The following is a 14,652-nucleotide window of genomic DNA, read 5'->3' as shown; positions in this document are numbered from 1 at the left end:
TCTGCTGTGAATGGATAAATTATGGAAAAATCATTTTTACTTACCAATCTTAAAGCCATCTGTTTCATTCTCCCTATAATCGTCAAGCCATAGCCTTGCTAAAAAATTATTGTATGAGGTAGAAAAGATCATGTTCGAGAATTTTTCTGAAGTAGAAAAAAAATATCTAAATGAATTAAAAATAAGCTTATTGGAACATCCTGGGGACTATTTTTTTCGTCCTTATCGTAGTTTTAATGACTTTAAAAAAATAAATTACCCTATGTGGATTGGGCAGTGGCAGTATGTGAACTCTGGTTTTTCGCTGATACTCGAAACATTCAAAATCCTCGGTAAAGTAGCAGGTTCGTTGTTTGCCTTGAATTTCTCGAACGCAGCCTCATTGGCTTACGATGCTTCCCAAGAGTGCCTGACTGCTCTAACTAAATTAACGTTGGCACTAGGATTGCTGTGTTTAAATCTTTGCCGTTCTCTTACTCTTTTTGTAGCTACTTTTTATCCACAATTAGTATTCGCAAGTCTTACAGTCTGTTCTGCTTATCTTTATTTTATGGTTTTAGGAACCCCTCTTCTTGAAGCACTTGCTTTAACATCGGGTAGTGTTTTTCTGGGTATCTTCGGGGGCTCTATTATAGGAACATTGGCAAGAAATGGGGAGTGCACGCTTATTAAGGAAGAGACGCTGCTAGAACTTGAGTTTTTTGTGGAGTTTTGTGAAAAAATTTTTAACGAGCGAACTCGCGTTCGTGAGTGTCTTAGTGAGTTTGTAGAGAACCTTGATTTAACCTCACAAACATTGACCCGTGGGCAAGGATTTTTTTCAGATCCTGAATTATTCGTAAAACTTAAGCGTGAATTTAGTGAGGATAAAAAGTTTTTTAGAGATCTTTCTGAATTACTTACCTCTTATCCAGAGTGTTCATTTGATTTAGCAGGTAGAGATCGAAACTATGCCAATATGATGCATAAGGAATTAACAGAACATCATGCCAAGGTAATAAGTATGGCTGAGCTATTGGCTCAAAAGTTGAATAAAAGCCCTGAAAATGAACCCCACGAGCATAACTCCTTAATATCAATGTAAATGATCATTCATTACCTTATTAAAGTAATTAGTTAAAGGTTTAATTATGAAAAAAAAAGTAAGCACTATATGGACTGGGAGTGTTATTAGTATAGGGATCGTATCCTTAGGAACTGTTGTGGCTGTTTGTATTGCGCCTCCATTAGCAATACCGTTTGGAGCCAAACTAGGGGCTAGCGTTTTGGGGCTTGTTGGTACGGCTTGGGCAGCGGGAGATACTGCGGTTAATCACTTTAGTGATTGTATTGGTGCGGAGCAAAATAAAGAAGAGGATTATATAGAGGAGCTAAAACGTCGTCTGACGAGTTTGGAGGAGCGGTGTGAAAAAAATACAGGTGACATGCAGAATGTAAATCAGAAATTTGGCGAAATGGAGGTTCGTCAAAATACACTGGAAATACAACATGAAAAGGATAAGCGAGAGCAGACTGCCCGTATCTCATTGATTCGAGAGGACGTCGATTCTCAAAGTCGTAAAATTAGCACCTTTGAGCGCAGAATGACTTCTCATACAGATAAAGCTCCAACAGTTTCTTCTGGTGCTGCAAGCTCTTCGACTCAAACTGACCAAGAGCAAACAGATACCATTCCTGAAAATGTGAGTACGCTTTTATCGAAACATGGTTTACATAGTTCAAATCAAAGTGAGTTTCGCCCACCATCAGATGCTTCATCTGCAAGCAAGAGAAGAAATCCGACAAACCTAAGGATGTAACAAATAGATTTCAGGTAAATTTTATTCCAACCATTAGCAAGCAAGGAACTAAGGAAAATGGCAAGCGCAATTAAAGTTTTAACTATTGGAATGCATGATCTTGGAGTATTACCTCGAGAGGTAAATGCTGATTATTTAGCTGAGATTAATTGGTTTGAATCCAATCAGGAACATGCCAAGGCTGCAATTCAACCCGATAAGAATGGTGAATATAATATTACGGATAGTGTGATTGGGACGAAAAGCCATGGGGAACTCTATGACAACGGTATTAAGATTTTAGAATGGCACTCCACTCTGGATGGAAAATTAATAGTTCAATCTTATACTGAAAAGCAAATTAATCTATTTGCTGCCATTAAAACAAAAGAGTGTTTTATTAATGCGAAAGGCCCTGTATATATAAAGGGCACATTGGAGACTGATTCAGTATTAGCCATTGATGCAGAGGCACTTTGGTTGGATGATGAAGTTACTTCTCAAGGATCTATTCTCCTAAAGGCGCGTCAAGGTATAGGTCTTTTAGCACCTATTAAGTCAGAGAATTTAATTATTGATGCCGCTTATGTTCATCAGGCTGCGAGTGTAGAAACATCAGGGCAATTTGATGTTAGTGCACAATTTTTTAAACAAGATACTTCGGTTAAAACAATAGTTGACAAGTTACGCCTCGTTTCCACAGAGAGTGAAATGAACGGGGACTTTACTGTCAATAATGAATGTTTTTTAACATCTAAATCATCAGTTTGGGGCCACGAAACTGAATTATCCACCTTTAGATTTCTAGGAACCAATCATATTCATACGGGTAATTTACATCTTCGGGGAGATACTCAAGCCCGTATCGGAAACCCTGCTTTGCCTCAGGAGGGGGCATTGTTGGTTGATGAACAATTAGCTATTGATGAGTCAGCTTTAGTTCATGTTTTTAATACAATGTCTTCTGTAAACGAAATAGAAAATAAAGGCGAGTTGCTGCTTGAACAATGCCATTTGGAAGCACAGCATATCGAGCAGCAGGGTATTTTTGATGCGAGTAGCTCTCTGATAAAGCTTTCGGATTATTTTACCCATGGCAATAAAGCGCTAACAGAGCTTAAAAATTGTCTTTTTATTGCCCCAATAACATACGTGCATGACCGTGATTTTTCTATCCATGATAGTGCTTATAAAGGGGGCGTGTGCAGCGTATATGCAGGATCTTTAGAATGTAACAGCCATTCAGTAATTGAAATTGAAGAGTTATTTGTTGATGAAGAGGCTGAGACGGTTATTCATGACTCTAAGCTTAAAGCAGATACTTCAATAAAATCCAGAGGACGATTGTTATTTGATAAAGCCAATGTTGAGACAAAATACTTAAGAACAATAGATGGTCGATTAACAAGTAAAAACTCTGTTATCACTTCGGAAGTATTACTAGAGCTCAATGGAGTCACTGATTTAAGGGAGTCCCGTATTTTTGGGGATACCTTAGTTTTGAATGGTGCGGTGGTTATTGATAGAGCTCATTTTAAGGTGAATTCCCTAAATATTACTTCTCAAAAAGCAAATATCAATTCTTTATTCTCTAATTCAAAATATTTGGAAATAAATGGCGGTGCTGTAGAAGACCCCGCACTGTTTAGAGGCTGTGGTTTTACTACAGCAATACTGGAGTGCTCTAATCATATTCTACTTGATGACTCTACAGTATATGGGCTTTCTGAGAAAAAAATAAGCCATCTACTTCATGCCGGATTAAAACTTAGAAACTCAAAATTCATTACTGATGATGACATCAGAAATTATCTTAATGGTCAAATTGAATTAGAAGATAAGAGTGTAATGAAAGTAAGACTTTTGCATTCACAAGGAGCAATGAAAGCAAAAGACTCAGCAGTTTTTTGTGAACGATTAAAACAAGAAGATGCAAGTATTCAACTTGAAACAAGTGCTCTTGTTATTGAGGATAAGCTTAGCTCTCAGAGAAGTACAGTAGAGTTGTCTCAAGGCTCAGTATTAAGGGCTTTTGATGTTGCCCTGATGGATAGCTCTTCGCTTAGATTGAAAGAAGAGAGTGCTTTAGCTGTTGATTCTCAACTCGAAAATACTGTTGATTCAACTATTATTAGCACTGACTCAAAAGTTCAAGCTAAAAAATTTACTGCATTAGGACGTACAGAGTTATGTTCTAGCCTTTTATCAGCAAAAGAATTATCTATTTACGATCAATTTTCAGCTCACTCCATGTCTATGGTGACGGTTGAAGGATTAATTGATGTGGCGCTAGATGCTCAAATTAAATTAGAAAAAGCGGCATTGACGGGAGACGCTATATCGATTTTGGGCAAGGTGGATGTGGTTAATTCCGCTATTACTGCCCAAAATGAGTTAGAAGTTTTTTCTGATGCATCACTAGCCTTAGCGGGAGTGACGCAAGTTGAGGCCAATGACATGCACGTGATGGGGGCACTTGTAGTACATGACGCACCTCAGGAAGAGCAGACAGAACAAGAATCAAAACAAGAAGGGCCAATGCCTTTTATTAACGTGCTTCATGAATTAACCGTTGCTGAGGAAGGCTTAATTGAAGGGCGTGGAGGCTTATGTATTGAGGCTGCTCATTATCAACATGAAGGAGCTGTTGAGCTGTGTGGAAAACTGAAAGTTACAGGAAGCACTCTCACTAATCAAGGTTCAATTCAGGCTGAGAATATGTTCCTGGGATTTGATTCTCAAGTATATAACTCCGGGTCACTCTCTGCAGAAGAGATGGTTATCCATAGTAATTTCTTTAACGTGTTAGGCCAGACTTATGCAAAAAGATCATTATCTGTTGCAGGGTTTTATGGTGCTAATGGGGGCCTTATTGCCGCAAATAATTATTCAAACAGTACCTTGTTATCAGTTAATGCGGGTTTAATCACACCTAATTTGGCTGGAAAGACAGGGGATATTTTCAATTTAAGTAACTTGGGAGCAGTAGCTAAAATCGCTGCTACAACATTACTTCCTGGTTATAGTAGTGCAATTAATTTGGGTCTAATGTTTGTAGATCCTAATTTTCGCAACAGTGTCCAAAGTCTTTATCATAAGCTTTCAGATTTTAACCTGGAACACTATAAGCATATGCGATCTCATGAGCTGATGGCTGAGTTAAGTTGTCTAAAGAGTCTTATTTCCACCGCATATGGAGCGGCGAACATGGCGTGCGCGGTCCCGTCAGAGCTCTCTCATCTGAGCGATGCTCTTAGCTCTATTCAGAGTACATTTCTTGATAAAACACTATCGCTTTATGATATTAAATCAGCTGCCGCAGGCTTTGATTATAAAAATTTTGCAATGCGTTCAGCAGGGGCAGTTTTGGGTTGCTATAGTGATGATTCCTTAATTAATCTCAATATTGGAGGAATCTTATCGTCCAATACTTCAAAGAGAAGCCTCTTTAGTTTTAACTCTGGAGCAGAGTTTTCGGCATTCTCTCATAATATAAATAATCAGGCATTTTTTAATAGTGGTTGGTCTGGAGGGGGGGATGCTAATTTTTCTACTCAATATGGTTATAACGAAGGAACTCTAGAAGGGCTTAATCGATTTTCCTATAGAGCAAATAGAACAGTGAATACTGGCACGATGCGTGGAGAGCAAGCATGCGTGATGGTCGATTCGCTTGAGCAAGAGGGGACGCTCCATTTAAGTCATGGTTTTGCGAAAATTGCTCAATTTACTGATTCTGACGATGCGATAACTGAATTTTCTGATATGTTTGTTACGGGAGTTGATTATACGTCAACGGGACATTTGGAGGCCCAAAGAACATTTTTGGATTATGAGCATCAAATTAACCTGGGGGAAAATTTTACTGCCCACACTTCCCATCTTTCTATGAAAGCCCATGAAGTCACCATCGCCGGTAAAATACAACATGAAGAAGGTCTTTTTATCGAAGCAGATAAGGTTATATTGACTGAAGGTTCCGTAATTCGAGGCGAGCGAACGTCAGATGATGAGCTATTTGTACCTAAAGTGGCACCAGCACAAACAACGGAAACTGTACAAGAAGTATCGACGACAGAGCCAGTTCAAGAAACAGAACCAGTTGAAGAAACTAACGAACAGGCTATAGAGGTCAAAAAAGAGTTTAATCCTCATCATGTGTTGCAAATAAAAGCAAAGGAAGTGATGCTCGATGGAACTATGAGTGGTGGAGATTATACGCTGATACAAGGTATAGAAACTAAGCCAGAGCCTTCTCCACTTGAAGCTACATCTGTGAGTGCCTCAGAGGATACAGCAGAACAGAAGCCTGCCAAATTTGATAAGCTCGTTATTGGTGAACATGCAGATATAACGCTGAGCTATGGTTCAATTACTGGCCATCAGGTAGTGAATGATGGCCATGTGAATTTGGATAGCTTTTCTTTAGACATCGATTCCTTGCAACAAAATAACACTCAGGTTTTAGATAAATGCTCTGGTGAGGTTACTCAATTTCGTGATAGCGAAACATCGAACACCAGGATAACTCAGAGTGCATTAACGGGAAATAGCTTTGTTTCAACAGGTGCTGTTGATTCTCAAAAAACTAGTTTTCACTATAGTGAGGAATTTTTAACTACAGCAACCTCCGAGTTCAAATCAGATGATAGCTGGATCACTACTGACCATTTTCAGGTTGGAGGAAAAGTAGACTATCAACATCTTCTGTCAGTTAAAGCGGAAACTGTTTCTTTGCAAGCAGGCTCTTCCATCAATGGAAAAAAGACTGCAGAGGATGAATTATTTGTTCCCAAAGAGAATTCAGAAACTGATACCACGACTCCAGTAGGTGAAACTCCTGCAGGAGAGACTCCTGAGGATAAAAAAGAGTTTAAACCTCAACATATTTTTGCTATTGAGGCAAAAAAAGTACAGTTGAATGGTAAACTTACAGGTGGTGATTTTACCTCCATTCATGGTAAACGTACTGAAGAGGATGGGGTTGAGAAAACGGAGAAATGCGAATTATTAGAGGTAGGAACGTCTGCCGAAATTGATCTGACGCATGGGTTTATTTCTGCTGAAACAGGAGATATCACTGGTATCACGCACCTTTCAGGTTTTGATGTAGGGATTGACCGTACTAAAATTCATCATGGTGGAGATTTATCTCTTGAGAAGTCGGTATTTAACGGCACTTTATTAGGTAATGCTGATGGAACATTCAATTTAGATCATTCAAATGTTACCATAACAGATATAGTACTAAGCCAATATGGGCGTGAGCATATAGTAGACTCTACCGTTACAACTAATAAATTAGTAGATTACAGCCAATTATCTTATCAAGGCCAGACTACGTTTTTTACGAAACATTATGAGCATGCGGGTAGAATCTCCGTATCAGATTTACCCAGATCAGGTACTGCAACTAGAAATATTTTTGCGGTGCAAGCAGACACTGCTAATTTACATGGTTCATCAAATCTAGATAATGCCATTTTTGATATTAAACACTTAGCTAATGCCAATCAATTTATTTCTGGTAGTGGGCAGTACAGTAGCTATGGTGTTTCTGGTAGCCTTGAATTTGATACCACAGATTACATGGATCTTACTCTACCTTTTTATCGCCGTTGTGATTTAACGGTAAAAGCTAGTGGGATTACTACGCACTCTGATTACATTTCAGATTATACGCTTAAATTAATTTCCACGGACACGGATATTAATTTATTAAGTACACTTAGTGGCGCTAACATTTTGGTTAAATCTGCTGGGGCGATTAGAACGAACAATCAGATTTATGCTGCTGGCTTGGTTTGTTTTGAGGCTGCGGGCGGTTTTTATAACGTGGGTGGTAGTATTAATGGGAATATACTTTCTATTAAGGCCAGTGAGATAATCAATATTACTCCTGGCTCTGTTCCTGCGCCTACCAAGAAACCCGGCGGTATCTGGGAAAAAGTTGTTCGTGGTGTTCCTACTTCCCCTTTTCCTCGGTCTAAGCCTAAAGACACGACAGAGCCCCCTCCAAATCCTTGGGGTATACCTATGGGCAGTAGCGGAGTTATTAATGGGCGTAGTGAAACCTACATGGAGGCAACAAGCGGGAATATTGTGAATTGCGGAGGAGTTATTCGTGGAGGAGCATACACTCAGTTACTTGCCGCAGGTGATATAATTAATAAATGTAATGTGTCAACACATCGAGGCCCTTACGGACAAGTTACAACCTTTGATCCCGGATTAATCGCTGGAGGCGGTGGTTTAGCTGATACGGATGGAATTGGTCTTTATCTGAAAGCGAATGGTATGGTGCGTTCTGATGCTTCTAATTTTATTGCTAATGGATCGAACTATATTTACGGGCGATACGGTATTGATTTAGAAGCAAGACAAGAGACCCATGTTTCAAAAGTTAAGAAAACAAAAACTTGGTATGGTAAATCCAGCGAAAGTGTTACTACAACGACTTCTGTTAGTCATTCCAATGTTCAATCTTTTGGTGGGATAAATACTTTAGTGGCCGAAGAAGGGGGGGTAACATCTGTTGCAACCCATTTTATTTCTCCAGGCGGAACTCAAGTTTCCTCCAGGGATACCGTATTACTTTATAGTTTAAAGTCGCAAACTAAAAAGCATAAATCTTCAAGTAGCTTCTGGGGATTATCGAAACATTCAATCGATGAAAAACACGAGGAAGTCGCTCCTACTTTATTTGTTGATAATGGCGTAACACGTATTTATTCTACGCAAGGAAGTATTGATGCTCGCGGTGCTTATTTTGCGGGTAATGGTGATTTGGATATGCGAGCAGAGCATGGGCGCATCTCGTTTGGAACTGCTATTCTAGATCATGAGGTTATTGAAAAATCCAGAGGAATCGGTGTTTCTGTACCGGGAATGGGAGCCTGGAGCTCGTGGAAAAGTGGCGGCTCATTTTATGATGCGATGAGTGCGGAAGATGCTACTTTGTCCAAGTTAAATTCCATGCTGGGTAGCAATAACACAACAGAGCTTTTAGCGAATGCATCAAATCTGGGGATTAATTTATATAATACCACCAGCAGCTTTATGCGCGGTTTGAGCGATCATACTCTGACTAGCGAAATACTTGCACGCTATGGATTAGGTGGCACCGGTGGGAAAGGGTTTTCACCTACTATCAATGTAACAATGACAGAAAGTACAACTAAAACTAAGTACCAGACTCAAGGTGTAGGCGGTGTAAATCGAGGGGGTAATGTATATCTGGAAGCTGGAGAAGGCATCGATTTAGAAAATGGCGTGCGTGTTCACGCAGGGGGCAATATGGTGGTCAATGCTCCTGAAATTGTTGCTCGCTCTGCTGAGCTTCATTCCTCTGTAGATCAAACGGTTACTAGTCAAAGTGTTGGGGTTTCCCCCACGGGACAAATTCAAGATGCATCTTTTGCCTATTCACACACGAGCACCAAATCGACACAGCATGTCAATGCAGAATTGTCTGCTGGTGGTCATATGGAGTTAGGTTATAAAGGAGGGGCTATGCATCAGGTTACTCTTGATGGTGCACGAATTGTCGCAGGGAGCTTGGATGCAAAGATTGAGCATTTGAGTATTATTGACAAGCAGGATCTTAGTACTACGGAAACAGAATCAGGCCAAGTGAGTCTATCTGGACAAATATCCGCATATGTTGGCAAAGGCAATTCAGCCGTTGTCAGAGAACATAGCGGTATGTATGTTGCCGATAATACCGGACATTCTGTCGTCATCGACGAAGCGCATATGACCGGTAGTGAGATGCTGATTAATGGTGGTGTGGTAGAAATCACTAAACTGGTTAGCGAAAAGCTAGTTGATCATCAATCTTATTCTGGTATGGGCGTTAGCCTTAATGTGCATGATTTACAACGGTTGGCTGGTCAGCAAGCGTCCAATGCAACTGGAGAGCAAGCCATTGCTGTGGCAGAAGTCACTTTTGATAAAATAGATCGCCAAGTAGAACATACTCCTGTTGTTTATGGAGAAAATGGCGCTCAAATTGTCATAAAAGAAGTTGTGGGAGAGGTACATACCGAATCTGCAAATGGTGCTACCGTACTTAAAAACGACGAGTTGCACGTGACCGTGGATGTTCCTGTTACTAATTCAGATTACATGCAAAAAAGTGTCGAGAACATTCAATCTGGAGCGGAAAAAATAGCTACTGCATTAGGGCTTAAGGGTGTTCCAGAGACTAAGCTTCCAGAGCAAAGAGAACCTGTTTTACCTTCTCGTCGTGAGGAAGAGGAAGAGGAGGAAGAAGAAGAGTTAGGGGAAAAGACTGAAAAAGAAAATGAAAATGATCGAGAACGGTCGGTTGCTGAAAAGGAGGCAGCTGCTGCATTGCAAGAGCTACTTTCTTTGATTCCTGAAAAAAATAAGCGCGATATTGAGGAAACTGCGGCAGAAATTGTTAAGTCCTCAGAAAAAGGAAAAAATACTTCTGTACTTGAACAGAAGCTTAAAACCCAAATCTTATCTGCAGTTAGCCTAGTGGTTAAAGCAAGCTCCGAGGACACTTGGGCTCGGCTTACTAAAAAAATTGGCGCTGATTCAGCAGATAAATTAGCTAAAATATTGTCTTCTCCTGATGGGGCTGGTGTTAAAGCTTATATGGGGAGTCGAGGTATTATTTATATTAGCTTTATTTTCAATTTATATGGTGCTTCTCTTGGTGGAAAAGAGGATGTTTGGGGTACTGCAATGCAAAATACTGCTGGGGATCTGACTATTAACTTTGCTTTAAAATCCGCCACTGGTGCTTTTGCTGGTCCCATCGGTTGGGTTTTAGTTGGGATCGGGGTTTTGGATACATTTTTATATGATGAAAAGGTCGTCGAATTATTTCAAGAGCAAAGCAAATCATTTGTTGGGGAAGGCCGTAAACAATTAGATGAAGGTAACTATGCAGCTGCAGCAAATTCCATGCATCTTGCTTCGGAGCATGCTCAGGCGGTTTGGTATACTCAAGTAATACATTATTTAGGGAACCTTGTCCCCAAGTTTGTTGAGAGGACAAATGAGTTGGGGGATTCGGTAGGAGCTATATTTCCAGCCCCAATTATTCAGGAGCCTAAAAAGGTGAATCGGCATTCATTTTTTGCTCCTTCAGATGTAGTAATGAGCGAAGAGCAAACGAGCTTTAATCAGTCTGTAAACGAAGTAGGTGGAACATGCGAGTTCAAATAAACAAGCAGCTGGCTGTTACCTTTATTCTGTTGTTGTTTTTAAGTATCGGTTGGGCGCAAAAAACACCATGGGAAAATGTAAATGCTCAATATTGGGCGGCCAAAAGACAGGGTTACAATAAAAAAGCTTTGACACTTGCCAGGGAGGCCTTTTCAATTGCTCGACATAAAGAAGTTAGGCATCTACCTATGAGCTGTTTTAATTTAGGGTATTCTTATTATGTGCAAGGAAACTTTAAGGAGGCAGATAAGTTTTTACGTCAAGCTTTGTTTTTCTTTGAAAAATTATATGGTGAAGATGATTATTCTGCTACAACGACATTAAATCTTCTTGCTCGGAATTATAGAGAACAAGGGTTGTATGATAAAGCCGAGTATTATGCCCTAAAGTCGTTAAGACTTTTTGATAAAAAGCATAGAAGAAATAATACTCGACGAGTTCCGTATTTGGTTGTTTTAGCTACAGTATACCAACATTACAATAAAAATACGCAGGCAGAAAATCTTTACAAAGAGGCTCAACAAATTTTAAGCAAAGAACCATCAAAAAACTTGAAATTAAGAGCGGGTTTATTTGCTAATTTAGCTGATTTTTATAACGCTACAGGAGACTACAATAAGAGTGAGCCCCTTTATCAGCAAGCATTATCCTTGATAGAACAATTACATGGAAAAAACCATCCACAGGTGGCGTTGATCTTTAATAATATGGCGGACGGTTATATATGCCAAGACTTAAATGACAAAGCAATACCATTGTTGTTACGTGCTATAAAAATTCATGAGCAACATACAGACTCTAAAAACTACACGTTAGTCCCGAGTTTAGATAATCTTGGATTAGCCTATGAGGGAGTAGGTGAGTATGGTAAGGCGAATCGCACTTATGAACGAGCATTGGAAATTATGAGGACTTTGCACATTAATGGTCCTCAATATGCCACAATTTTAAATAATTTGGGGCGCTTGAATCAATTCCAAGGTCGTTACGCAGAGGCAGAAAAACTATATCTGGAATCTTTAGCCATTGACCAGAAATTCCTTCCTGCGGGCCATCGTTCTATCGGCCGAGATATGAATAACCTGGCAGGTATTTATGGAGAGCAAGGAAAGACAAGGCAATCAGAAGAATTATACCAAAAAGTTGTAACTCTCTACCAAAGCAAATTGGGAAATGAGCATCCTAGTACTGCCAATGCATTATTAAGTCTTGGGACTTTTCAGGTGAAACGGCATAATTTCAGAAAAGCAGAATCTTTGTATCAGCAAGCACTGGCTATTTATGAAAAGAAGCTTCCAGCCGACAGTCCTTTGATAGCTAATGGGCTAAACAATTTAGCGGGCTTGTATGTGGAAGAAAAGAACTACCGTAAAGCTGAAGCCCTGTATCAACGTTCATTGACGATTAGGAAAAAGGCATTAGGGGAGACGCATCCGTTATACGCTGAAAGTTTAAATAACTTAGGCTATGTTTATGGCGAGTTAAAACAGTATGAGAAAGCAGAGCCGCTTTATTTGCAAGCTATAGCCATTGTTGAAAAAAAGCATGGTGAAGATCATCCGTTTTTAGTGACTTATATGAATAACCTTGGCACGTTGTACTCTGAACAGGGTAAAAAAGAGGCTGCAAGGTCTTATTTTGCAAAGGCAATAGCTATTGGTACAAAGAAATTAGGCGCTACACATCCCACTGTTTTAGCGGCTAAGAATAATTTAAGGATATTGTAGTTATATTTTCTGGGTGTAGTTTGAATGACGACTTCGTTTACTACGGGCGGTCTTTTAGGGATTACAGCGGGTTTTCTTTCCCAATCCAAGTAGGTGGGGCAACATGTATTCTTTGGCGCTAAAAAGTAGGAACAGAGGATAAGAGTATGTTGTTGAATCAGTTTTTAAATGAAGTAGGTGGAATATGGGAATTCAAATCAACAGACCAATAGTGCTTGCTTTAGTCCTATGTTTATTTTTAAGCCAGGGTTGGGCACAAAAAACACCTTGGGAAAATATAGATTCTCGTTATTGGGATGCTGAAAGGAAGGGATACAGCAACGAAGTTTTAAGTTTGGCAAAACAGGCCTATACGATAGCCTTAAATAAAGAGATTAAACATCTCCCCATGAGCTGTTTTAATTTAGGATATGCCTATTATACCCAAGGAGATTTTAAACAGGCAGACAAATTTTTACGTAAGGCTTTGTTTTTTTTTGAAAAGCTATATGGTGAGGATAGTTATTCTGCACTTGGCGCATTAAATCTTCTTGCTAAAAACTATAATGAGCAAGGGCAATATGATAAATCAGAATATTATGCTGTAAGAGCATTGAAATTTTTTGATAAGAATCATCGTAAAGATGAGATTGAGAGGGTTCCCTTTTTAGTTGCTTTAGGTACTGTTTATCGGCATCAAAATAAATATGCTGAGGCAGAACGTCTCTATAAAGAGGCCTTGGAAATTTTGAATAAAGAGCCGACAAAAAATTTGAGATTAAGAGCTGGTCTCTTTTCTAATTTTGCAGGTCTTTATGAAGAAATGGGTTATTACGAAAAATGCGAGCCATTGTATCATCAAGCGGTAGTTTTGGCTGAGCAATTATATGGAAAAAGTCACCCTGAGGTGGCATTGATTCTCAATAATATGGCTACTTTTTACACTGCAAGTGGTTTGTATCACAAGGCGATACCTTTGCTTTTACGCGCGATAAAAATTGATGAACAATATACAGACGCTAACAATTATACGTTAACCAAAAGTTTGAATAATCTTGGTTTGGCGTATGCTGGAGTAGGAGAGTATGGTTATGCAAAGCATGCCTATGTAAGAAGTCTGAGTATTAAAAAAAACCTACAAATTAATGGTCCTCATTATGCGACGAACTTAGGTAATTTGGCTGCTTTATATCGATTGCAAGGCAATTATTACGAGGCAGAACAGTTGTATCTTCAGGCTTTAACAATTGCTCAGAAGTTTCTTCCTGAAGGCCATCGCTCTATTGGTAGATATATGAACAATTTGGCGGGAGTTTACAGTGCTCAAGGGAGGGAGAAAAAAGCAGAAGAGTTATATCAAAAGGCCGCGAAACTTTATCAAAATAAATTGGGTAATGATCATCCCAGTACTGCCACGGCATTACTAAGTGTTGGAACTTTTTATGAAGAACGGGGAAATTACAAAAAAGCAGAATCTTTATATCAACAGGCACTAGTGGTTTATGAAAAAAAACTTCCAGCCGACAGTCCTTTGATAGCGAATGGGCTAAACAATTTAGCGGGCTTGTATGTGAAAGAAAAGAACTACCGTAAAGCCGAGGCACTGTATCAACGTTCATTGACGATTAGGAAAAAAGCTTTAGGAGAAGCGCATCCGTTATACGCTGAAAGTTTAAATAACTTAGGCTATGTTTATGACGAGTTAAAGCAGTATGAGAAAGCAGAGCCGCTTTATTTGCAAGCTATAGCCATTGTTGAAAAAAAGCATGGTGAAGATCATCCGTTTTTAGTGACTTATATGAATAACCTGGGCACGTTATACTCTGAACAGGGTAAAAAAGAGGCGGCAAGGACTTATTTTGCAAAGGCAATAGCTATTGGTACAAAGAAATTAGGCGCTACACATCCCACTGTTTTAGCGGCTAAGAATAATTTAAGGATAATGTAGTTATATCTTCTCGGTGTAG

General features: G+C 39.4%; 5 protein-coding genes. All 5 read left to right on the top strand.

The window, feature by feature from the left end:
- Positions 1 to 130 precede the first annotated feature (130 nt).
- The 5 genes from J2N86_RS09865 (at position 131) to J2N86_RS09845 (ending at position 14,633) form a co-directional block, all read left to right on the top strand.
- Positions 131 to 1,084, top strand: coding sequence for a hypothetical protein (locus tag J2N86_RS09865; RefSeq protein ID WP_252579224.1), 954 nt, complete (start codon positions 131 to 133; stop codon positions 1,082 to 1,084).
- A gap of 46 nt (positions 1,085 to 1,130) precedes the next feature.
- The gene (locus J2N86_RS09860; RefSeq protein WP_252579223.1) at positions 1,131 to 1,799 is read left to right on the top strand and encodes a hypothetical protein; all 669 of its coding nucleotides are present in this window, start codon (positions 1,131 to 1,133) and stop codon (positions 1,797 to 1,799) included.
- Positions 1,800 to 1,856: 57 nt separating this feature from the next.
- A complete protein-coding gene (locus J2N86_RS09855; RefSeq protein WP_252579222.1) occupies positions 1,857 to 10,979 on the top strand; it encodes a hemagglutinin repeat-containing protein in 9,123 nt (3,040 codons plus the stop codon).
- Positions 10,964 to 12,706 (top strand): tetratricopeptide repeat protein, encoded by a 1,743-nt coding sequence (locus J2N86_RS09850; RefSeq protein WP_252579221.1) that lies wholly within the window; start codon positions 10,964 to 10,966, stop codon positions 12,704 to 12,706. The genes J2N86_RS09855 and J2N86_RS09850 overlap by 16 nt, the downstream gene beginning before the upstream one ends.
- Before the next feature lie 184 nt (positions 12,707 to 12,890).
- Complete coding sequence (locus J2N86_RS09845; RefSeq protein WP_252579220.1) at positions 12,891 to 14,633, top strand: tetratricopeptide repeat protein; 1,743 nt, start codon at positions 12,891 to 12,893, stop codon at positions 14,631 to 14,633.
- Positions 14,634 to 14,652: the final 19 nt, after the last annotated feature.

It is taken from the genome of Legionella lytica (assembly GCF_023921225.1).
Taxonomy (GTDB): domain Bacteria; phylum Pseudomonadota; class Gammaproteobacteria; order Legionellales; family Legionellaceae; genus Legionella; species Legionella lytica.
This window is presented reverse-complemented; position numbering and strand designations above follow the sequence as displayed.

Bases quoted from the DNA above. Each gene is read 5' to 3' on its own strand.
- J2N86_RS09865 (WP_252579224.1), top strand. From the start codon at position 131: ATGTTCGAGAATTTTTCTGAAGTAGAAAAAAAATATCTAAATGAATTA.
- J2N86_RS09860 (WP_252579223.1), top strand. From the start codon at position 1,131: ATGAAAAAAAAAGTAAGCACTATATGGACTGGGAGTGTTATTAGTATA.
- J2N86_RS09855 (WP_252579222.1), top strand. From the start codon at position 1,857: ATGGCAAGCGCAATTAAAGTTTTAACTATTGGAATGCATGATCTTGGA.
- J2N86_RS09850 (WP_252579221.1), top strand. From the start codon at position 10,964: ATGCGAGTTCAAATAAACAAGCAGCTGGCTGTTACCTTTATTCTGTTG.
- J2N86_RS09845 (WP_252579220.1), top strand. From the start codon at position 12,891: ATGGGAATTCAAATCAACAGACCAATAGTGCTTGCTTTAGTCCTATGT.